Here is a 22,505-nt window from a genome sequence, read left to right as displayed (position 1 = left end):
TATCTCCTTTGGGAAGTGCAGGCGGCTTTTTTATTCAGGGGCGGCTTTTGCTGCCCCATCTTTTAGAAAGGACAGACAACATGAAGAAAATACGAAGCTATACCAGTATCTGGTCGGTGGAAAAGGTACTCTATTCCATCAATGATTTTAAGCTTCCATTCCCCATCACGTTCACACAGATGGCGTGGTTCGTGATATCGGTGTTTGCGGTTATGCTCTTGGGGAACCTCCCTCCCCTTTCGTTCATTGGCGGGGCATTTTTAAAATATTTCGGCGTACCCTTTGCCCTCACTTGGTTCATGTGCCAGAAGACCTTTGACGGGAAGAAGCCTTACGGCTTCCTGAAATCCGTACTGGCATATCTGGTACGCCCGAAACTGACGTATGCAGGAAAGCCCGTGAAGCTGGAAAAGGAATATCCGGTACAGCCCATCACGGCAGTTAGGAGTGATATTTATGGCATATCCGATTAAGTATATCGAAAATAACCTTGTGTTCAACCATGACGGGGAGTGCTTTGCTTACTATGAGCTGCTTCCCTACAACTATTCCTTTTTAAGCCCCGAACAGAAATATCAGGTACACGATTCCTTCCGGCAGCTTATCGCCCAGAACAGGGACGGGAAGATTCACGCCCTGCAAATCAGCACTGAATCCAGCATACGGGCGGCACAGGAACGCTCCAAACAGGAAGTGACGGGCAAGTTAAAGGACGTTGCCTGTGCAAAGATTGACGCACAGACCGAAGCCCTGATTTCCATGATAGGGGAAAATCAGGTGGACTACCGCTTTTTTATCGGCTTCAAGCTGCTTGTCAATGAGCAGGAAGTCACCATGAAGCAGTTCCGCAGGGAAGCAAAGACCGCCGTTTCCGATTTCCTCCATGAAGTCAACCACAAACTCATGGGGGATTTTGTTTCCATGAGCAATGAGGAAATCTGGCGGTTTCAGAAGATGGAAAAACTGCTGGAAAATAAAATCTCACGCCGCTTTAAAGTCCGGCGGCTTAACAAGGACGATTTTGGTTATCTGATTGAGCATTTATACGGGCAAACTGGAACCGCCTATGAAGATTATGAGTATTACCTGCCGAAGAAGCGGTTTCAGGAGGAAACGCTGGTGAAATACTATGACCTCATCAAACCCACCCGTTGTCTGATAGAGGAAAACCAGCGGTATCTGAAAATCGAACAGGAAGATGGGACGGTCTATGCCGCCTACTTCACCATCAACAGCATTGTGGGTGAACTGGACTTTCCATCCTCGGAAATCTTTTACTATCAACAGCAGCAATTCACCTTTCCCATTGATACCTCTATGAATGTGGAGATTGTCACAAATCGGAAAGCCCTCTCCACGGTGCGGAACAAGAAAAAAGAGCTGAAAGATTTGGATAACCACGCATGGCAGAATGACAGCGAAACCAGTACAAACGTGGTGGACGCTCTGGACAGCGTAAATGAGCTGGAATCCACCTTAGACCAGAGCAAGGAATCCATGTATAAGCTGTCCTATGTGGTGCGTGTGACGGCTCCCGACTTGGAAGAACTGAAACGCCGTTGCAATGAGGTAAAAGATTTTTATGACGATTTGAACGTGAAGCTGGTCCGCCCCTTTGGGGATATGCTGGGGCTGCATGGGGAATTTCTCCCTGCCAGCAAACGGTATATGAACGATTACATCCAGTATGTCACCAGTGACTTCCTCGCGGGTCTAGGCTTTGGTGCAACCCAGATGTTGGGGGAACCGGAGGGCATTTATATCGGGTATAGCCTTGATACGGGAAGAAACGTGTACTTAAAGCCTGCCCTTGCCAGTCAAGGGGTAAAAGGCTCCGTCACTAACGCCCTTGCTGCCGCTTTTGTCGGCTCCCTCGGCGGTGGAAAATCATTCAGCAACAACATGATTGTTTATTATTCCGTATTATTTGGGGCACAGGCTCTCATTGTTGACCCGAAAGCAGAACGGGGACGCTGGAAGGAAACCCTGCCGGAAATCGCCCATGAAATCAATATCGTAAACCTGACCTCGGAGGAACAGAACAGGGGCCTGCTTGACCCTTATGTGATTATGGAGAACCCAAAGGATTCCGAATCACTGGCAATCGACATCCTGACCTTTTTAACAGGCATTTCCAGCCGTGACGGGGAGAAGTTCCCCGTCCTTCGGAAAGCCATCCGTGCGGTAACAAACAGTGAGGAGCGGGGGCTTTTCAAGGTGATTGAGGAACTACGGGCGGAGGGAACCACCATCAGCACCAGCATAGCAGACCATATTGAATCCTTTACGGACTATGACTTTGCACATCTGCTCTTTTCGGATGGGGATGTCACACAGTCCATCAGCCTTGAAAAGCAGCTCAACATCATTCAGGTGGCGGATTTGGTGCTGCCGGATAAGGAAACGACCTTTGAAGAATACACCACAATGGAGCTGCTTTCCGTGGCAATGCTCATTGTTATCAGTACCTTTGCCCTCGACTTCATCCATACCGACCGCAGCGTGTTTAAGATTGTGGATTTGGATGAAGCATGGAGCTTCTTACAGGTGGCACAGGGCAAGACCCTCTCTATGAAGCTGGTCCGTGCCGGACGTGCCATGAACGCAGGCGTTTACTTTGTGACCCAGAACACGGACGATTTGCTGGATGAAAAACTGAAAAACAATCTGGGCTTGAAGTTTGCGTTCCGTTCCACGGACATCAACGAAATCAAGAAGACCCTCACCTTTTTCGGGGTGGATTCCGAAGATGAAAACAACCAGAAACGGCTCCGTGACTTAGAAAACGGACAGTGCCTTATCAGTGATTTGTACGGGCGTGTAGGAGTGATACAGTTCCACCCTATCTTTGAAGACCTGTTCCATGCCTTTGACACCAGACCGCCCGTAAGAAAAGAGGTGGAGGAATGAAGATAAGAAAGCCCATCCAGCAGGGGACAGCCCTTGTCCCTTGCCGGATAAAGGGACAAAACTCTTTAAAAAAAATCGGGAGTATAGCAGGAAAAGTGCTGCTGGCACTCCTGCTCATCCTCCTGCTGCTGGCAGTCTTCGGTACTGCCGCCCACGCTGCCGGACTGGTGGATGATACGGTGGACGCTGCCAACGAATACAGCAAATATCCTCTGGACAACTACCAGCTTGATTTTTATGTGGACAGCGGATGGGACTGGCTCCCGTGGAACTGGCTGGACGGTATCGGAAAACAGGTAATGTACGGGCTGTATGCCATCACAAATTTTATCTGGACCATCAGCTTGTACCTTTCCAACGCCACAGGGTATCTGATTCAGGAAGCCTACTCGCTGGACTTCATTTCCTCCACGGCGGATTCCATCGGGAAAAATATGCAGACCCTTGCAGGCGTTACCACAGGCGGCTTGTCCTCGGAGGGATTTTATATCGGGTTCCTGCTGATTCTCATTCTGGTGGTGGGGATTTACGTTGCCTACACAGGGCTTATCAAACGGGAAACTACAAAAGCCATCCATGCCGTTGTCAATTTTGTGGTAGTGTTCGTGCTGTCCTCTGCCTTTATCGCCTACGCTCCTGATTATATCGGGAAAATCAATGAATTTTCCGCAGACATCAGCAATGCCAGCCTGACCCTTGGCACAAAGATTGTGCTGCCCAACTCGGAAAGTCAGGGAAAAGACAGCGTGGATTTGATACGGGACAGCCTGTTTTCCATTCAGGTAAAGCAGCCGTGGCTCCTGCTGCAATACGGCAATTCGGATGTGGAAAGCATTGGAGCAGACCGTGTGGAAAGCCTGCTTTCAACCAGTCCAAATGAAAACAACGGGCAGGACAGGGAAGAAATCGTGGTGGAGGAAATCGAAGACAGGGAAAACACCAACCTTACCATCACAAAGACCATCAACCGATTGGGAACCGTCTTCTTCCTGTTCATGTTCAATATCGGTATCTCTGTTTTTGTATTCCTGCTCACGGGGATAATGATTTTCTCACAGGTGCTTTTTATCATCTACGCCATGTTCCTGCCTGTGAGCTTTCTCCTTAGCATGGTTCCCTCTTTTGAGGGGATGTCAAAACGTGCCATCACGAAACTGTTCAACACCATCCTTACCAGAGCCGGAATCACCCTGATTATCACGGTAGCGTTCAGTATTTCCACCATGCTCTACAACCTGTCTGGGGAATATCCGTTCTTCCTGACGGCGTTCTTGCAGATAGTGACCTTTGCCGGAATTTATTTCAAGCTGGGGGATTTGATGGGGATGTTCTCCTTACAGAGTGGCGATTCCCAAAGCATGGGAAGCCGTATCATGCGAAGACCCCGTATGCTCATGCACGCCCATATGCACCGTTTACAGCATAAGTTAGGGCGTTCTGTGGCGGCTCTTGGGGCTGGAACGGCTGCATACCATGCAGGAAAGCAGGCTGGCTCAGACCAGAGAAATGCTTCCAACTCCGGCTCTTCCAAACGTACACAGGCAGACCACACCCGACCAAATGGACAGGCAGCACCGGAAAAGAAATCCGCATGGAAACGGGCTGGTTCTGCTGTGGGTGCGGTGGCAGATACCAAAGATAAAATAGCCGATACTACTGGACAGCTTCGGGAGCAGGCAAAGGATTTGCCCGTCAATGCAAAGTACGCCCTTTACCACGGGAAAAAACAGGTGTCAGAGGGAGTACGGGATTTTACTTCCAGTGTGACCCAGACCCGAACTGCCAGAGCTGAACAGCGGAACGCACAGGCAGAAAGCCGCAGACAGACCATTGCAGAACGCAGGGCGGAACTGGAACAGGCAAAACAGACGCAAAAGACAGCTTCCGAAGCACCCAAAGGGGTGGCTCCCGTCCATGAACGCCCTGCCACTGCAAAGACAAAGCAGCCAGCTTCCCCAGCTATTAGGGAACGGGGGCAGGTTTCTTATGGGGGAACTGTAGCGGAACGGACTTCGGTTCCGGTGGTAAAAGCGGCTTCCATCCACCACGAACAGATACCGCCTGTAAGGACAGAACGCCAGATAGTCCCTCCGGCTTCCCCAGACAAACCAGATGAAAGACAAAAGATAGCTCCTGCTATTACACCTGCTGCTCCCCGTCCGGCAAGAACTGTCCAGAATGATACGGCTCCTGTGATACCGGAAAGAAAACGGGCTGCCCCTGTGGTTAAGGAATCGAACTTTACCATCCGGCGTACCACCGCCAGAAAGGAGTGGACAAAAACGGGAAAAGCGGCTGCCAAACAAAAGAAAGGGGAGAAAACATGAAGTTAAGACACCTTTTCTTTGCCTGTTCCGGCGTGTTCGTGATGATGTTCTCCATGCTCCTCTTGGTGGTGATTGTCTTCTCGGATGAGGAAGACGGCGGAAGTGGCGGAAACCTTATCTATGGGGGCGTGAGCGTATCACAGGAAGTCCTCGCCCATAAACCTATGCTGGAAAAGTATGCAAGGGAATATGGCATAGAGGAATACTTAAATGTGCTGCTCGCCATCATTCAGGTGGAATCCGGCGGCACGCTGGAAGACGTTATGCAGTCCTCGGAATCTCTGGGTATTCCCCCGAACTCCCTTAACACAGAGGAATCCATCAAACAGGGCTGCAAATATTTCTCGGAACTGCTTACAGCAGCAGAAACAAAGGGCTGTGACCTAAACAGTGTGATTCAATCCTACAATTACGGCGGCGGCTTCCTGGACTATGTGGCAGGACACGGGAAAAAGTACACCTTTGAACTGGCAGAGAGCTTCGCAAGGGAAAAATCCGGCGGAAAGAAAGTCACCTACACCAACCCTGTTGCCGTAGAGAAAAACGGGGGCTGGCGGTATTCCTACGGAAATATGTTCTATGTCTTCTTGGTATCGGAATACCTGACCGTGGCACAGTTTGATGATGAAACGGTGCAGGCTATCATGGAGGAAGCCTTAAAGTATGAGGGCTGGACGTATGTGTACGGGGGCGATTCCCCCTCCACTTCCTTTGACTGTTCGGGACTGGTGCAGTGGTGCTATGGCAAGGCAGGAATCGCCCTGCCACGGACAGCACAGGAACAGTACAATGTAACACAGCACATCCCTCTGTCCGAAGCAAAAGCAGGGGATTTGGTCTTTTTCCACTCCACCTATAACGCCGGAACCTATATCACCCATGTGGGGCTATATGTGGGAAATAACCAGATGTACCATGCCGGAAATCCCATTGGTTATGCAGACCTGACAGGCTCCTACTGGCAACAGCACCTTGCCGGAGCCGGACGAATCAAACAATAGAAAGGATGAACCGATATGATTCAGATTAGAAAAGAGGAAAACCAGAAAAAGCAGAAAGAAAAGAAGCTGAAAGTTTACAAAGTCAATACCCACAAAAAAACCGTGATTGCCCTGTGGGTGCTTCTGGCGGTGAGTTTCCTGTTTGCCGTCTATAAGAATTTCACGGCGATAGACATCCACACTGTTCATGAAACCAAAGTGATTGAGGAAAAAATCATTGACACCCACAAGATAGAAAACTTTGTGGAGAATTTCGCAGAAGTCTACTATTCATGGGAACAGTCCGCCGCTTCCATTGATAACCGGACAAATGCTTTAAAAGGGTATCTCACGGGAGAACTGCAAGCCCTGAATGTAGATACCGTCCGAAAGGACATCCCCGTATCGTCTGCCCTGACTGACTTTCAGATATGGGAAATCATAGAAGAAAAGGAGCAGCATTATCAAGTGACCTATACGGTAGAACAGCGTATCACAGAGGGGGAATCCAGTAAAACCGTCCGTTCCGCTTATCAGGTGACAGTCTATGTGGATGGCTCTGGAAACCTGACGATTGTTCAGAATCCTACCATCACCAGCGTTCCCGTAAAATCCGGCTACACTCCAAAAGCAGTACAAAGTGACGGTACGGTGGATTCCATCACTACGGAGGAAATCAACGAATTTCTCACTACCTTTTTCAAGCTGTACCCTACGGCAACCGCAAAGGAGCTGACCTATTATGTGAATGAGGGCGTGCTGAAACCTGTTGGGAAAGAATATATCTTCTCGGAACTGGTGAATCCGGTTTACAACCGAAAAGGGAATCAGGTGACAGCTTCCCTTGCGGTGAAATATCTGGATAACCAGACCATGACAACACAGGTGTCGCAGTTTAAACTTGTATTGGAGAAAGATGAGGGGAAATGGAAGATATTGTGTAGTATGAAAGCTCAGTAATTAGCCAGATGACTATTAATTAGAAAGTGGAAATAAATCAACTTTTCACTTTGGTGAAAAAATATATTAAAACAATGCTTTGTGGGACGATTGACAAAATATTGCACATATGATACTATGAAGTTAGCTATAGCTAACACAAAAGTGCACATGTAAATAGGAGTTATTGATTCTTTGTAAATAATTTTTGAACAAATGCAGAGAAGGGAGAAAAAGGAATATGAAAGGAATATTTAAAAAGATGATTTCTGTAGTTTTAGCAGTTGTCATGTTATTTTCATTGTCAGCGCAATCAGTATTCGCCTCATCTGTAGGAGCTGATACATTAAATGGCATTAAGATTATTGAGCAAAAAGATACAGATACAACAATGTATGCTAAATATTACATGACTATTAACGGAGAAACGACTTTGTATACAGAATATGGAGAAATTCAGAAGGACAGAGTTGTTGTGGATAGTGTTAGCATAAAAGTTGATGAACATATGGTAATCATTCCCTCGACAGAACAAAGGCAGCATTTTGAATATCCAATTACGGCACCTGATTCTAGTAATTCGATATCCAATTCCGATAATTTGACAACAAGAGCAAGTTCGTGCCAATATAAGCCACATACCGAAACATTTAGTTTGAAGATTCACCAATTTACATTATCTGTGGTAAAGGCGGCCATAATTACTTCGCTTGGTTTAGGAGCAGGAGATGCAGGTGTAGTAGCAGGAGCTATGATTGATGTCGTGATTAGTCATGGTGGTTCGTACATTCCTGACAGTATTTATTTTGATGGTAAAAGATGTGTAAGTAAGTCTACTGGAAAAATATACTACAGGTATAAAGGAAATATTTATATGGATTCCTCTAAAACAGAACTTTTAGCCAAAAATGTTTCGTGGTCAAGGCGTTGGGGGCATTAAATTTAAGGGAGTGGACTAAATGGAAGACTGGCTGATGCTATTACCTGATATTTTGGTAGTACTTATTATTATTACGTTAGCGCTAGATATAAGAAAACAAAAAAAGATAGGAAAATATGATGAAAAGGTATCTACTCTATCTCTCATGGCGCTTGCCATACTATATGTTCCGATATTAATTGTAAGCATATATTGTTTAATAACAAGTAATCCGTACTTGAAAACGTGGCGTTTAAGAACCAGCTATATTTCTGCGGCTATTGTACTTATTTGCGTAGTTTTTCGTAGACTGAAAAATAGAAGTTAGAACTGGCTGTAATTAAAAACTAATACTGAAACTTTTTTACGTGGTACACAATTTACAGCGGATTCTGTAAGCGCATTCTTAGCGGCAACAAGCGGAATAGGGTTATCGGCTGCTAAAAATGCCGAATCAGCTCTTATTGGTAGAGATATAGTTTTTAAGTACAAAAACTTTATAAAGAATAAGCGATGTTTATATTTAAAAAAGGGAGTGCATTTTTTGCGCTTCCTTTTTTTGCCTATAAATGCGAACATCATTTTGAATTGTTCTAAAATGCCGTATGACAGATGGCTTTGTACCTATTCTTATTGCTGTGTCATTAGAAATTAGGAAATTTAACAGATAATGCAACAAACAACCCTTTCGTGTCGGGACTAAGCACGAAAGGGGGAAGTCAAGAAATCTTTTACCCTCTTTTAAGGCAAGAAAGGGGGTGAGTAATGATGAAGCCATCTGAATTTCAGACAACCATAGAGAACCAGTTTGATTACATCTGCAAGGTCGCTATGGAGGATGAACGTAAAGACTACCTCAAAGCGTTATCCAGACAGTGTAAACGTGAAACCCTGTTCTGTGATATGGACGATTACACCGTCAACTTGCTTTCTTCCAAAGACACCTATCCATCCCACTTCCATACTTTTGAAATGGACGGGTTTACTGTCCGTATTGAAAACAGCCTGTTAGCAGAAGCGTTGGAAAATCTGGACGGAAAGAAACGTGATGTTATCTTGAGATATTATTTCCTCGGATTTGACGATACGGAAATTTCAAAAATTCTGGAAGTCAACCGTTCTACCATCCAGAGAAGAAGACACGCCGGACTGGAATTTATCAAAAAATTCATGGAGGAAGAAACATGACAGCAAAGCACCCTATGATTCCGTTTCCTGTGATTGTAAAGGCTGCGGACGGCGATATTGAAGCAATCAATCAGATTGTACGCCATTATAGCGGTTTTATTGCCAGCCGTTCCATGCGTCCCATGAAAGATGAATATGGGAATACCCACATGGTTGTAGATGAAACCCTACGCCGCCGGATGGAAACACGTCTGATTGCAAAGATTTTATCTTTTGAAATCAGGGAGCCAAACTAAAATAACGCTCTCCTGTGGAAGCATGGACAAGCCCATGCTTCCCAGACAGAGCTTGCCAGTCTATTAAAGTGCATTATCACCAGTGCATTTTAACAGGCTGACAAAGCCGGATTGTTCCTTGAAAAAGAAAGCGTCTAATCAACGCAGCATAAAGCAGCCGAATACGTTTCGATAGAAAGAGAGCCGTTGGGCTGGCACGCCGTAATCCACCAAAGGAGGGATGAAACCGGATAGCGATTCCTGCCAGCGTTCCATAAGCAGCTTGCCGCAGAGCTGCCGCCATGACCTTTCTATCGTGATAATGATACTTCCGTACAGCCTTAGTCCGTGTGATGATGTAGCACCGCTGGCAAAGGGTACGGCTGGATGAGAACCATGCAGGGGGGATTCCCATGAGCTTTAGCGAAAGCTGTTCGGTTTGCTTAGATACCATTTTGAATGAAAATTTTTCATTCAAAATCAAATAACTATTCGCAGGAAATACAATCTTAATATTACTTTTGCCACAAAATCTGATATAATATAGACAGATATTGAGGGTTCCATATCTGGTCTATGGAAAGGAGGAACATGATTACAGTAACAAAAAAAGATTTAATAGAACTAGTATAACTCGATTTAAATAAGCTTACAATTTAAGCATTGGTAGTAATCTGATTTATTGGCTTACGTGTCCGTGCTTTGGGCGCACGTTTCCCTTGGTTTTCAGGATAATAATGTAAACTTATTAAAATCGAGTTATACTAGGTTATGGGACTTCATTCGCAGCAGACATCATAAGAGAAGCAAAAAGACTTATGATTTCAAAAGGGCATACCTACTATCAGTCACGCAAACTGGACAGGGTTCCCAGAGAAGCTGTGGAAGAATTGTTAGGGATTAATTTTACTGATAAATCAAACTGATTGTACTTCTTGCACATTTATGTAAGGAGTGAAATCATGGCAAAAGACCTTATTAAGAAGGCAGAAAACGGAACCTATTATTTTAGAGCAAACTTAGGTTTCCATCCGATTACCGGAAAACAGATTCAGAAATACAAAAGCGGATTCAAGACAAAAAAAGAAGCTAGAGAAGCATATTCTAAACTTATGCTGGCATCCACAGAGGAATTGGCAGAAAAGAAGCAGCAGCTATCCTTTAAGCAGTTCATTGAGGAAACTTACCTGCCTTGGTATAAAACACAGGTAAAGGAAAGCACCTATCTGAACCGCCGTTCTACCATCCAGAAACATTTTTCATACTTTTACAAAATGACGGTGGATGAGATAAAACCCAGTAACGTCCAGAACTGGCAGCTTGAACTCGCAAAAAAATTTAATCCAAACTATATCCGTATTGTACAGGGGATGCTCTCCATTGCCTTTGACAGGGCGATTGTTCTCGGCCTTGCAAAGAAAAACCCGTCACGGATGATAGGGAATATCAAGAGTAAGAAAACAAAAGTGGATTTCTGGACACTGGATGAATTTCAAAAGGTAATTTCCCTGCTCTACAAGGGCGATTATTACGAACATTACCTTTTCATTTCATACTGGCTCCTGTTTATGACCGGAATGAGAATCGGAGAAGCCGCAGCCCTGCAATGGTCGGACATCAACTTTGAAACCGGACTTTTAAGTATAACTAAAACGCTGTACTATAAAACAATGGACGAATACAAATTTGTGGAGCCAAAGACACAAGCCAGTATTCGCACTATCTATATTGACACAGATACCATCAAAGAATTAAAAGCATGGCAGGAAGTACAGCAAAAAGTTTTAAAGGACTGTGACCTTGTACTAAGCTATAATGGGATTCCCACCAGTAAGCACACCCTCCCACGGGCATTAAAAAAACTTGCCGGATTGGCAGGAGTACACCGTATCAAGATTCATGCACTCAGACATTCCCATGCTTCCCTGCTCATCAGCATGGGAGAAAATCCTTTATTGATTAAAGAACGTCTGGGGCATGAAAAGATACAGACCACGTTGGGCACCTACGGACATTTATATCCCAACACCAACGTGGAAGTTGCCAAAAAATTAAATGGCGTTCTCACTTATACTCCGGCAACAACTAGTGTTGCCGCTTACACCAGCAACCAGCATACATCAATCTATCACAGAGCAGTTGAATAAAAAAATGCAATCAAAATGCAATTCTAAAAGGAAAGAGCCGCAAAACCATTGAAAATAAAGGCTTTGCAGCTCTGCTCCAACTATTCCCACTCAATCGTAGCCGTAGGCTTCGGACTCAAGTCATAACACACCCTGTTCACATTCTTAACTTCCTTCAATATACGGTCCGTAATCCTCTGCAGCACATCATAATCAATGCGCTCAATGGAGGCAGTCATAGCGTCCACAGTATTGACTGCACGGATGATGACAGGATAATCAAAGCAGCGCGCATTATCCCTGACTCCAACTGATTTAAAGTCCGGTACAATAGTAAAATACTGCCACACTGTCTTGTCCAGGCCGGCGTTTGCAAATTCCTCGCGGAGAATAGCGTCGGACTCCCTGACAGCTTCCAGACGTTCTCTGGTTATGGCCCCCAGACAGCGCACTCCTAATCCGGGACCAGGGAACGGCTGACGGTATACCATGCTGTGAGGCAGGCCCAGCTCCAGTCCGCAGGCGCGCACCTCGTCCTTGAACAGCTGGCGCAGCGGCTCTACCAGAGTGAAGTTCAAATCCTCAGGAAGTCCTCCCACATTGTGGTGGGATTTTACCACCTTGGCTGTCTTGGTTCCGCTCTCCACGATGTCCGGGTAAATGGTTCCCTGGGCCAGGAACTCGATTCCTTCCAGCTTTCTGGCCTCCTCCTCAAACACGCATATAAATTCAGCGCCGATAATCTTGCGCTTTTGTTCCGGGTCAGCCACTCCGGCCAGCTTTCCAAGGAAACGATCTGCGGCGTCCACATATACCAGGTTTGCATCCATCTGGTTCTTGAATACATCTATAACGCTCTCGGATTCCCCTTTTCTCATAAGGCCATGGTTTACATGGACGCAGGTCAGCTGTTTTCCGATGGCTTTGATGAGCAGGGCCGCTACCACTGAGCTGTCCACGCCTCCTGACAGAGCCAGGAGCACCTTCTTGTCTCCTACCTGCTGGCGGATTAATTCCACCTGGTCGGAAATGAAGTTCTTCATATTCCAGTTAGGCTGGGCCTTACATGTATCGAACACAAAGGAACGGAGAACCTGGTCGCTGTCAGCTTCATCCCAGCTATGTATGGAACGCTCACAGGCAGCCGCGTTGTGGCCTGCCGCCATTACCGGGTATCCTGCTTCATACAGTTCCGGACGCACATCAATGGGAGAACCGTCCACAACATTATTAGGGCCGCCGTTGATGATAATTCCTTTAACATTGGGAAGTTCCTTAAGCTCGCTGGCTGTGATATCGTGGGGATAAATCTCACTGTACACCCCCATCTCCCTGATGTCCCTGGCCAGTTTTGTGTTCTCTGTGCTTCCCAGGTCAAGAATTACAATCATATCCTGTTTCATCTTCTGCCTCCTGAATTTATTAGAATTCTGCTTCTTTTGCTAAAATGTCTTTCTTGGTTCTTTTTAATTGTTCATTTGACCGAAACGCCTGTATCGCCGCCCGCACTGCCGCCTGTACCGCCCGCCCGTGCCGGCTGCCCCGATTCCCGTTACTCTGACAATTCTCCCAGATAAGCCAGAACCGCCCGCAGACATCCGTCCACCCCTGTCAGCCCGCTGTCCAGGCATAAGTGGTAGTTCTGGGCCCGGCCCCATGTGTTGCCGGTGTAATACTGGTAATACTCCTTGCGTTTCCGGTCCACCTCCCGGATACGGCGCTCCATCTCCTTCTCATCAGAACCTGGCTCCAGTATAAGCATACGCTTAATCCGGTCCCTCATTTTGGAGTAGATGAACAGGTTAATGCTGTCATCCAGAATCATGTCCGCACACCGTCCCACAATTACACATGGACCGTGAGCAGCCAGCCTGCGGATGACGTTGGACTGGGCCACGAAAATCTGGTCCGACATGGGAACTTTGTAAATGTCAGAAAAAGCATGGTAATACTGCCTGTCTAACGGGTCGTGAATTACGATATGCTCATCGTAGTTTTGAAATGCCTCTTCTGCAATATTGATATCGTCCGCAGCCATGGAGATTAACTCCTTGTCGTAAAATGGGATGTCCAGCTTTTCTGCCAGCTTTACCCCCAGCTCACGGCCTCCGCTTCCGAATTCGCGGCTTACTGTTATGACCTTATCCATTAAGCACCGCCCCTTTCCTTTGGTTGGTTTTGTTTTGGACAGGATGAGCTTTGAATGGGCTTCGCCCTATAAAAAAGCGGCGGGCATATATCCTTATGCGAGCAAGCTCCCAACAGATATATGCCCGCCGCTTTTTGCACTGCTCATTGCCTACGTGGACATTATACCACAATTCCCCATTATTTCCTATGCTTAATATCTCTTATAATCTTAAACAGCTGTATCAGTACCGTGGGTACTGCGGCCAGAATACAGACATTCACTATCTGGCTTTGGGTCAGTGGTGTTACGGAAAACAGGTTCTGCATAAACGGAACAAACATGACAATGCCTAACAGTACCACGCCGGCCGCAAATGCTCCCAGACTGTACCAGTTGGATGAAAAGCCCAGCTTGAAGATGTTGTGCTTACTGCGGCAGTTGAATCCGTGGAACAGACGGGCCAGGGTCAGGGTTGCAAACGCCATGGTGCTGGCCGTGGCCGCGCTGCCGGTTCTGAGGCCTGCGTGGAAGGCAATCATGGTACAGACAGCTATGATTCCGCCCTGGGTCAGGATAGTGGTCATGAAATCCTTTGTCAGGATGCCTGTCTTCGGATTTCTGGGCGCTTCTGACAATAAATCCTTCTCAGCTGGCTCCATGCCGATTGCAATGGCCGGCAGTGAATCGGTCAGCAGGTTGATAAACAGCAGATGTACCGGCGCAAATGGCACTGGCAGGGCTGCCAGGGATGTGTATAATACCGAAAGAATACCTGCCATGTTGCCTGACAGCAGGAACTTGATGGCATTCTTTATATTGCGGTATACATTTCTTCCATTGGCTACCGCCTTGATGATGGTTGCGAAATTATCGTCCGTCAGTATCATGGCTGCCGCATCCTTGGAAACCTCGGTGCCGGTGATGCCCATGGCCACTCCGATGTCCGCCTTCTTAAGGGCGGGAGCGTCATTGACTCCGTCTCCGGTCATGGCCGTGATGGAACCGCGCCGCTGCCACGCATCCACGATGCGGATTTTGTTCTCAGGTGAAACCCTGGCGTAAACGGATATGTCCGTAATTTTACGGTCCAGCTCCTCCTCCGGCATGGCGTCCAGTTCACGGCCCGTCATGGCCATATCGCCGTCCTCATAAATGCCAATCTGCTTTGCGATGGCAGTGGCGGTTATCTTGTGATCGCCGGTTATCATAACAGGTTTAATTCCGGCCCGCTTGGCGTCTGCTACCGCTGCCTTGGATTCCTCCCTTGGCGGATCCATCATGGATATAAGTCCCAGGAAAATGAAGTCCTTCTCATTATCAAGGGACAGGATATAGTCTTGGGGAACTTCCTTGTATCCAAAGGCCAGGACCCTTAATCCCTCCTGGGAAAACTCCAGATTTTTCTGAAGGATAGCCTCCCTATCCTCCCGGGTAATGTCCCTGATTCCCTCTTCCATACGGATTTTCACGGTGCGGTCTAAAAGCACATCCAGGGCTCCCTTGGTAAGTACGGTGGGCACATCGTGAAGTTCGTATTTGGTACTCATAAGCTTCCTGTCTGAGTCAAAGGGTATCTCCTCCAGACGGGGCATCAGCTCTCTGAGCAGGTTTTCGTCCACGGTCGCCTTTCTTCCCATCTCCACCAGCGCGAACTCTGTGGGATCTCCGATGCCTTTTCCGTCTACGATAGAGGAATCGTTGGTAAGTATGGCATCATAGAGAAGATAACGGTGAAGCTGGTTCTTCAGGTTCAGCTGGTCTATGGTAATGGTCTGTCCATTGGTGTAGATGTTCTGTACCGTCATCTTATTCTGAGTCAGGGTACCGGTCTTATCCGAACAGATGACAGAGACACAGCCCAGGCTTTCCACGGCCTTTAACTCCTTGATAATGGCATGTTCCTTTGCCATTTTCTGGGTGCCCATGGCCTGTACGATGGTTACAATGGAGCTGAGCGCCTCAGGTATGGCCGCCACTGCCAGGGCCACCGCAAACATCAGGGAATCCAGGACAGGCATCTTGCGGTACAGGCTCAGCAGAAACACCAGAGCACATATGACCATGATCGCCATGGCCAGACGGCTGCCGAACTGGTCCAGGCTGACCTGAAGGGGCGTCTTTTTTTCCTTGGTGGCATTCATCAGAGCTGCAATCTTACCAATCTCTGTGTCCATGCCCGTGGCAGTCACCAGGACCACTGCCCGTCCGTAAGTCACCAGGCCGCTGGAATACACCATATTGGCCCGGTCAGCCAGGGCGCAGTCGCTGTGAAGGGTGCCGTCGCTCTTATCCACATTAGTGGACTCTCCGGTCAGGGAGCTTTCATTGACCTGAAGGGAATAATTCTCCAGAATTCTTCCGTCAGCCACCACCAGATCTCCTGCTTCCAGGTACAGGATGTCTCCGGGAACCACCTTGGACGATGGAATCTCCACCTTCTGTCCGTCCCTCAGCACCTTGGCGTTGGGGGATGACAGGGATTTGAGGCTGTCCAGGGATTTCTCAGCCTTTGCATGCTGTACCGTGCCCAGGATAGCGTTGAGGATGATGACAGCAAGGATAACTACCGTGCTCTCCACATTGCCTGACACCATGGAAATAAGGGCTGCAATAATCAGGATAACCACCAGCAGGTCACAGAACTGCTCTAAAAACACCTGCAGGGTACTCTTGCGCTTTCCCTCCTCCAGGACATTTTCTCCCTTCTCAGCCAGGATTTTCTCTGCCTGGGAAGATGTCAGCCCCTGTTCCGTTACCTGAAACTGGCCGAGTATCTCTTCTTTTGTCTGTTGATACCATTCTTTCATGTACTTTCCTCCTCGTTGTGAGCACTTAGCTCCCATCCTTTAGGCGCTTACGTGCGATTCATGTCATCTCCACTCAGCGGTCGTCCTTTGACCACTTAGTGGAGTGGCTCGTAATGAGTTCTTAGTCTATTATGCGCGTATCCCTGCGCCAAAATGCCATGTGCATGGCAAAAAAGCAATTCAAAAAAACATTTATCCGCCATGCTCCGGCACCGGGAAACCCACAAAAAAAGACTTCTATGGATGGCTGCCAGGATATGTAACATATCTGCAAACCACGCATAAAAGTCTTGTAACCGCAAAGGCATATATTGCCAGGTTCCGTTGGAACCGAGGTTGTTGACAATATATCTAAACTACTCCCTTTCGAGCTGTTCCGCATTCATTATGAATTTTTATTGAGTTTATCCTTTTTTTCCGGAAATGTCAAGGGGGTTTTAAAAATTTATATTATATTTAACTGCCCTCATCTTCATCCTTTTTGGGTGCGCCCAGACGATAAAAAGGATATCTTTTATTGGTGCTATTTTTCTGTCAGGTCATTTCAGAGCGCCCATCAGTCATAGGACGGCTCTCCCTCGCCCCCAATCCGTTTTCTTCCCAGCTGGTACACCACCTTGTAGAAGGTAGGCAGAAGAATCAGGGTAAGGACCATGGATGCCATAAGGCCGCCGATATTTACCAGAGCAATACCCTGCATCATCTTGCCGGCCCTTCCATAGGCCAGGGCATTGGGTATCATGGAAATGACCGTTGTCAGGGTTGTCATGAGAATGGGCCTCATACGGATGGCTCCCGCTTCCACCAGCGCCTCCATAAGTGGCACACTGACCAGCATGGATACCATGCTGATGGGGCTGCCGGTCAGGTACAGAAGGCCGAAGGAACCAATCAGGCTGAAGGGAATGGTCACCATGACCATCAGGGAATACTTGGGTGACTCAAACTGTATGCCCATGACAATGAATATAAGGAACACGCCTGTAACCAGGGCGCCTCCCAGCGCTCCCAGCTCCTCCCCCATCATTTCGTCTATGCTGTTGGTTGCCGGGCTGAAAACGATATTATAATACTTCTTAAGGCTTTCCATGCATACTCCGGCCATACTTCGGTCATATTCCGCGCCCTGCCACTCTGCCCCCTGATATTCAAAATCCGCCGGAATCTCTGCATATTCCTTTTTCCTGATTCGCAGAACACACAGTGACAGGAGAAATGACAGCTGCTGGTACCCCAGCCATATCAAATCCCCACAGGAACTTCTCTGTCTGGCTTTTCAGTGTCTGGTCCCCAAACTCATGACGCTTTCTGGATATCCTGCTTTGCCGCGTCCCAGTCCTTACCTTTCATGAGACAGACACCTTTGTTGCTCTTAGAGACAATCTTTCCCAGTCCGTGTTCTTCCAGAAAACTTCCCAGCTGCTTGAGGTCGTTCCTGATGGTCTTAAGGGAACATTGCACATCTGCCGCCAGGCGCTCCACAGTCACAAATCCATCTGACCTGTACAGCAGCTTCAGAATTTTATATTGCCGTTTCTGCATCATGTTCCCTCCTGTATCCTGTTCCATTGTCCTGCCATCCCTTCGATATTCTTATATTAACAGCTTTCCCCTATTTTCTATTTCCAAAATATTGACAGAAAGCTTTGGTTTTCTTCAATAGTTTTTCCAAAATCCATGTTGCGCCTTTTATTGGGGTCCCACAAGAGATTGTTAATGCAAGGGTTCTCCAACTGGAGAACTTACCTTTAATATAAAAAAGAGCACCGCCCGGATAAGAAATCTTAATATCTCTTATCCGTTTGCGATGCTCCCTTTATTAGTCATTCTAACAGGTTTCTGTTACCATTTCATGCAGAATCACCTCATCCGTCTTTTTCATGCCATCCCGTGCAATGACAGAAATGGTATGAATAGTTTCTTCGAAATCATCTTTGACAATCCCATCTCCTGGTTGGAAACTCTTACCGGCTTTGGCCTGCTGATACGCCAGAAATGCATTCCTCAGGCTGGACGCAATCTTCATTGCACAGGAAGGTTTTGCGCCATCACAAATCAGACCCGAATTCACTACCAACGAATTTGTAAGCAATTCCCTGATGATTTTTTCACCTTCCCCACTCAGGAATGCGATTCCTGCAACAGAAGCAGATGATGCAGACACAACCCCACAATAAGCTGATAATTTTCCGATTCCCTGCTTCATATACAGGCCAAGCAGATTAGCAAAAATCAGAGCCCGGTATAACTGATTTTCCTCACAGTGGTGTTCTCTAGCATAAAGGATAATCGGAACAGACACGGTAATGCCCTGATTTCCAGAACCAGAGTTGATAACAACCGGCTTCTCACAACCGCTCATTCTGGCATCCGAACCGGCCGAAGCATAAGCAACCATCTTTTCCACAAAATCATCTGGGCGCTTATCCAACACCAGTTTTCCAATATTGGAACCCCAATTATTTTGAATGCCTTCTTCTGCAATAGCGATATTATATTCGATTTCCATATCCAGAATCGGCCGGATTTCACTGTAATCTGTATTTCGCGCAAAATCGTAGATTTGTTCAAATGAAAAGTTTATTGTGTTTTCTTTTGAACTGTTTTTGTCCTGCTTATACAGAATCTCTTCATTTCTTTCAATCAAAGTAATATTAGTATGAGAATCTTCTAGCACAACTTTTGCATAGTCGTCGCCGCTGTGTTCTTCAACCTCAATATAGAGATTCGAAACACCTGGAACCAGTTCCGTATGTACGATTCCCTGCTCAATCAATGCATCTGCCTCACAGAGCCTGCTCTTATCGACATTCTCTAATACCCGTAACTTCTTCTCCGCATCTCCCAGAAAAGCTCCGGTTACCAGTGAGATTGCGATTCCTTTTCGTCCGTCAGTTCCCGGCACTTTTATGCTGTTGGCATTTTTAATCATACTGCCAGATAATCTTGCTATAATTCTGTCAGGATTCGTTCCCAGTACTTCCTTTGCCTTAGCGGCTGCGTATGCAAGTGCAATCGGTTCTGTACAACCAAATGCAGGCACAATCTCCTGTTTAAAATATTCAATGTAATTCATGCTTTATACCATTCCTTTCGCTTCGCTCAAGGCACAAACAAGTACAAGTGCGCCTAAAAGTTCTCTCTATTTTTCACTCTTCACTCCTTACTCATTCTCCAATCCGTACTCGATTACATATTGAACAAAATATTCTACTCCAAGTTTTAAGACGTTTTCATCAATATCAAAATACGGGCTATGCTGCGGAAATCTCCCTTCTGGATTACTGAATCCACCGCCCAGCATCAACAGACATTTCGGGTTTTTATATTTTGCAAAATCCTCTCCACCCATCTGCTGTTCGTAATCAATAAGTTTATCCTCACCGAATACTTTTGCTGCCGCACGGCGTCCTGTATCAACACATTCCGAATCGTTAATCATTGCTGGCGGTCCCCAGTGATATTCCACTTTAATATCCGTTCTGGTCGAAATGGCAACACCCTGAGCCACACGGTTTAAGATATCCGGATAATGGTTTCTCAGCTCATTATTAAATGTTCTGCAGGTTCCCATTAAATGCGCGGAATTCGGAATAATGTTAAATGTGGTACCTGAATGGAATGAAGTTACGCTGACTACAGCCGTATCCAGTGGGCTGACTTCTCTGCTGACAACCTTCTGAAGTGCACCTACCAGTTCTGCACCTGCTACTACCGGATCAATGGTCTGATGTGGCAATGCACCGTGTCCGCCTTTACCGTTGATAAAAATGTCAAACGTATCTGCAGCAGACATAACCGGGCCATAACGAAGAGATGCATAACCTGCTTCAATCTGACTCCAGATATGAAGTGCAATTAAACGGTCACATTCCAAAATCTGCTCCTCATTTTTCATGTAAGCTGCTCCACTGTCTTCGATAAATTCCTCTGCTGGCTGGAACAGCAAACGTACAGTCACAGTCAGTTCATCTTTTATCTTGGAAAGGATTTTTGCTGTTCCTAGTAACATTGTGATATGTGTATCATGGCCGCAGGTATGTGCACAGCCTGAAACCTTTGATTTATATTCGCAATCTACCAGGTCATCCATTGGAAGCGCATCAATATCTGCACGGATTCCAATGATATGATCGTCGGACTTTTTGCCGCGGATTGTGGCGATTACGCCGGTTTTTGTAGAAGCAATGTACGGAACATCCAGTTCATCCAGATATTCCATGATTTTTTTCTGTGTGTTATGCTCCTCCCATGATTTCTCCGGATTTTCATGGAAGTATCTTCTTAATTGGATTAATTCATCTTCGATTATTTTAATCTGATTTTTAATTTCCATAGTCTTCCTCCTAGAACGGTCCATAATTAATTTTAGTTGCAATAACCAATGAAAGTACACTTACAACTGTCAGTATCGTAATCAGCGGAGTAACAAACTTCCACCATTTTTTTAACGGAATCTTCGCAATTGTCAGGAAGATTAACAGGGTACCGCTTGTAAACCATAAAGAGTTTGTAAGTCCATCACCAAACTGGAAAGCAAGAATCATGGTTTGTCTGGTCATACCAACAATGTCTGCCAGCGGAATCAGAATCGGCATCAGAGCCATTGCTTTTGCAGAACCGGAGGTAATCAGTCCATTGAACAGCGCGATAACAAACATAACTGCAATTGCTGTAATGGAGCTCGGAAGTTCCATAAGCGGTTTGGAAATTGCATTGATAATCGGGTCGATAATACCAGAACTTGTCAATATCCACTGGATACCTCTTGCAAGACCGATTACCAGCGCCGGTCTCAACCCGTCTTTTGCACCATCGATAATGCAGTCAATAATCTTATCAGCACTCAGTTTATTGATGACACCAGCTGCAATTGCTGTAAATAAGAAACATGCAGACAAGTCATTCATGGACCAGCCAAATTTTGCGACACCTGCAATTGCCGCAATAAACGTAATCATGAACACTGCAAGAGAAACACTCTGTCTTTTGGTCAGCGGATTCTTTGCGATATCACTATAATCAATTCTGAATTCGCTGTCATCAATATCTGCAGTAATGGAAGCTGCTTTATCGCGTTTTACTTTTCTTGCATATTTCAATACGTAACAAATAACAATTATGTCAAAAATTACCAGCAGAATAAAGCGGAATAAAAAGCCTGAGAACATTGGTAACTCAGCAATTTCATGGGAGATACCAACCGTATAGACACTGGTAGGTGAAATGGAAAAGCTAATCATATCAATCATTGCAGAGCAGGCGACACCAGTCATCAAGTCATAACCGAGAGCCAGACACAGTGATATGATAATAGGAATAAACGGTACAATCTGCTCATTCCATCCCAAAAATCCACCAAAACATGCAAAAATAACCATGATTAAGACTAGAATTTTTTCCGAGCCTACTTTTTCTGCACTCGTTAAGATTTTTGCCACACTTTTATCCAAGGTGTTGGTTCGTTTATAAACTTCGATACAACCGGCAACTAACATTACCAGGAACATCATTCCTGCAGAAGCCTCCAGTCCGTTTGGAATTGCCTGGAAAATAGCCTGCAGTCCTAAGTAAGTTTTTTCAATTGCGTGGAAAGAATTGGGTACAACAATGGTTCTTCCCCCGACAACCTCACGTTCAAAAGCACCAGGGCTTATGAAAAACGACAGGATGTAGCAGGCAACAATAACACCAAAAACAATAATAAATGCGTTAATACTCTTACCCTTATTCTTTTTCTCCTTTGAATTTCCCATAATAATACTCCTTTTAGTTTTTCATATTACTTATCGCATTCTGCCGCAAATCGCCAGCATCACTTCTCCCTCCTTTTACATGTTATTTTCCCATAAGACAGAAACTGCGATTAAGAAATATGGTTATGTTGATTACTAATATAATAAGCAAATCGTATGCCAACTAATTTTGTCCAGAAAACAGCGAATCTGCGTTTCACTGGCTTT

General features: G+C 46.1%; 16 protein-coding genes and 1 pseudogene. 10 read left to right on the top strand and 7 right to left on the bottom strand.

Annotated elements, in window-relative coordinates; translation table 11 throughout:
• The first annotated feature begins 80 nt into the window (after nucleotides 1-80).
• From LA360_RS20280 to LA360_RS20235, 10 genes are all read left to right on the top strand, one after another.
• A complete protein-coding gene (locus LA360_RS20280; RefSeq protein WP_003524069.1) occupies nucleotides 81-473 on the top strand; it encodes a conjugal transfer protein in 393 nt (130 codons plus the stop codon).
• Nucleotides 457-2,910, top strand: coding sequence for a conjugal transfer ATPase TcpF (gene tcpF, locus LA360_RS20275; protein WP_003524067.1), 2,454 nt, complete (start codon nucleotides 457-459; stop codon nucleotides 2,908-2,910). Before LA360_RS20280 ends, tcpF begins: the two co-directional genes overlap by 17 nt.
• Complete coding sequence (locus LA360_RS20270; protein ID WP_112481518.1) at nucleotides 2,907-5,237, top strand: CD3337/EF1877 family mobilome membrane protein; 2,331 nt, start codon at nucleotides 2,907-2,909, stop codon at nucleotides 5,235-5,237. The genes tcpF and LA360_RS20270 overlap by 4 nt, the downstream gene beginning before the upstream one ends.
• Nucleotides 5,234-6,238, top strand: coding sequence for a bifunctional lytic transglycosylase/C40 family peptidase (locus tag LA360_RS20265; protein WP_002566155.1), 1,005 nt, complete (start codon nucleotides 5,234-5,236; stop codon nucleotides 6,236-6,238). Before LA360_RS20270 ends, LA360_RS20265 begins: the two co-directional genes overlap by 4 nt.
• 15 nt (nucleotides 6,239-6,253) lie before the next feature.
• Nucleotides 6,254-7,177 (top strand): conjugal transfer protein, encoded by a 924-nt coding sequence (locus LA360_RS20260; protein ID WP_002566156.1) that lies wholly within the window; start codon nucleotides 6,254-6,256, stop codon nucleotides 7,175-7,177.
• Nucleotides 7,178-7,397: 220 nt separating this feature from the next.
• Nucleotides 7,398-8,096 (top strand): hypothetical protein, encoded by a 699-nt coding sequence (locus tag LA360_RS20255; RefSeq protein WP_002566157.1) that lies wholly within the window; start codon nucleotides 7,398-7,400, stop codon nucleotides 8,094-8,096.
• A 744-nt stretch (nucleotides 8,097-8,840) separates the two neighbouring features.
• Entirely contained in the window at nucleotides 8,841-9,263 is a 423-nt protein-coding gene (locus tag LA360_RS20250) for an RNA polymerase sigma factor (RefSeq protein ID WP_002566159.1), read from the top strand.
• Nucleotides 9,260-9,499, top strand: coding sequence for a helix-turn-helix domain-containing protein (locus LA360_RS20245; protein WP_002566160.1), 240 nt, complete (start codon nucleotides 9,260-9,262; stop codon nucleotides 9,497-9,499). Before LA360_RS20250 ends, LA360_RS20245 begins: the two co-directional genes overlap by 4 nt.
• Nucleotides 9,500-10,239: 740 nt before the next feature.
• A complete protein-coding gene (locus LA360_RS20240; RefSeq protein WP_112481517.1) occupies nucleotides 10,240-10,404 on the top strand; it encodes a DUF3173 family protein in 165 nt (54 codons plus the stop codon).
• Nucleotides 10,405-10,440: 36 nt separating this feature from the next.
• Nucleotides 10,441-11,625, top strand: a complete 1,185-nt coding sequence (locus LA360_RS20235; protein WP_003524062.1) for a site-specific integrase — start codon at nucleotides 10,441-10,443, stop codon at nucleotides 11,623-11,625.
• Between the two features lie 80 nt (nucleotides 11,626-11,705).
• Here LA360_RS20235 and guaA read toward each other — a convergent pair whose 3' ends face one another.
• From guaA to LA360_RS20195, 7 genes and pseudogenes are all read right to left on the bottom strand, one after another.
• Entirely contained in the window at nucleotides 11,706-13,007 is a 1,302-nt protein-coding gene (gene guaA, locus LA360_RS20230; protein ID WP_022201167.1) for a glutamine-hydrolyzing GMP synthase, read from the bottom strand.
• 149 nt (nucleotides 13,008-13,156) lie between these two features.
• Nucleotides 13,157-13,753, bottom strand: coding sequence for a cytidylate kinase-like family protein (locus tag LA360_RS20225; protein WP_002566192.1), 597 nt, complete (start codon nucleotides 13,751-13,753; stop codon nucleotides 13,157-13,159).
• Between the two features lie 179 nt (nucleotides 13,754-13,932).
• On the bottom strand, nucleotides 13,933-16,542 hold the full coding sequence (locus LA360_RS20220; RefSeq protein ID WP_022201166.1) for a cation-translocating P-type ATPase: 2,610 nt from the start codon (nucleotides 16,540-16,542) through the stop codon (nucleotides 13,933-13,935).
• Nucleotides 16,543-17,098: 556 nt separating this feature from the next.
• Nucleotides 17,099-18,084 (bottom strand): annotated as a pseudogene (locus LA360_RS31965) (efflux RND transporter permease subunit).
• 286 nt (nucleotides 18,085-18,370) lie between these two features.
• Nucleotides 18,371-19,618: an L-cysteine desulfidase family protein gene (locus LA360_RS20205; protein ID WP_022201163.1), complete on the bottom strand. Its 1,248-nt coding sequence runs from the start codon at nucleotides 19,616-19,618 to the stop codon at nucleotides 18,371-18,373.
• An 87-nt stretch (nucleotides 19,619-19,705) separates the two neighbouring features.
• The gene (locus tag LA360_RS20200) at nucleotides 19,706-20,878 is read right to left on the bottom strand and encodes a M20 metallopeptidase family protein (RefSeq protein ID WP_112481516.1); all 1,173 of its coding nucleotides are present in this window, start codon (nucleotides 20,876-20,878) and stop codon (nucleotides 19,706-19,708) included.
• 10 nt (nucleotides 20,879-20,888) lie between these two features.
• Nucleotides 20,889-22,298: a YfcC family protein gene (locus LA360_RS20195; RefSeq protein ID WP_003524043.1), complete on the bottom strand. Its 1,410-nt coding sequence runs from the start codon at nucleotides 22,296-22,298 to the stop codon at nucleotides 20,889-20,891.
• Between the last annotated feature and the right edge of the window lie 207 nt (nucleotides 22,299-22,505).

This window comes from Enterocloster clostridioformis (assembly GCF_020297485.1).
GTDB classification, from domain to species: Bacteria; Bacillota; Clostridia; order Lachnospirales; family Lachnospiraceae; genus Enterocloster; species Enterocloster clostridioformis.
The sequence above is the reverse complement of the archived record's forward strand: the minus strand, read 5'-3'. Positions and strand labels throughout refer to the sequence as shown.

Coding starts and splice junctions, on each gene's coding strand:
- LA360_RS20255 (WP_002566157.1), top strand. CDS start 7,398: ATGAAAGGAATATTTAAAAAGATGATTTCTGTAGTTTTAGCAGTTGTC.
- LA360_RS20265 (WP_002566155.1), top strand. CDS start 5,234: ATGAAGTTAAGACACCTTTTCTTTGCCTGTTCCGGCGTGTTCGTGATG.
- LA360_RS20225 (WP_002566192.1), bottom strand. CDS start 13,753: ATGGATAAGGTCATAACAGTAAGCCGCGAATTCGGAAGCGGAGGCCGT.
- LA360_RS20200 (WP_112481516.1), bottom strand. CDS start 20,878: ATGGAAATTAAAAATCAGATTAAAATAATCGAAGATGAATTAATCCAA.
- LA360_RS20205 (WP_022201163.1), bottom strand. CDS start 19,618: ATGAATTACATTGAATATTTTAAACAGGAGATTGTGCCTGCATTTGGT.
- guaA (WP_022201167.1), bottom strand. CDS start 13,007: ATGAAACAGGATATGATTGTAATTCTTGACCTGGGAAGCACAGAGAAC.
- LA360_RS20235 (WP_003524062.1), top strand. CDS start 10,441: ATGGCAAAAGACCTTATTAAGAAGGCAGAAAACGGAACCTATTATTTT.
- LA360_RS20280 (WP_003524069.1), top strand. CDS start 81: ATGAAGAAAATACGAAGCTATACCAGTATCTGGTCGGTGGAAAAGGTA.
- LA360_RS20195 (WP_003524043.1), bottom strand. CDS start 22,298: ATGGGAAATTCAAAGGAGAAAAAGAATAAGGGTAAGAGTATTAACGCA.
- LA360_RS20270 (WP_112481518.1), top strand. CDS start 2,907: ATGAAGATAAGAAAGCCCATCCAGCAGGGGACAGCCCTTGTCCCTTGC.
- LA360_RS20260 (WP_002566156.1), top strand. CDS start 6,254: ATGATTCAGATTAGAAAAGAGGAAAACCAGAAAAAGCAGAAAGAAAAG.
- LA360_RS20220 (WP_022201166.1), bottom strand. CDS start 16,542: ATGAAAGAATGGTATCAACAGACAAAAGAAGAGATACTCGGCCAGTTT.
- tcpF (WP_003524067.1), top strand. CDS start 457: ATGGCATATCCGATTAAGTATATCGAAAATAACCTTGTGTTCAACCAT.
- LA360_RS20245 (WP_002566160.1), top strand. CDS start 9,260: ATGACAGCAAAGCACCCTATGATTCCGTTTCCTGTGATTGTAAAGGCT.
- LA360_RS20250 (WP_002566159.1), top strand. CDS start 8,841: ATGATGAAGCCATCTGAATTTCAGACAACCATAGAGAACCAGTTTGAT.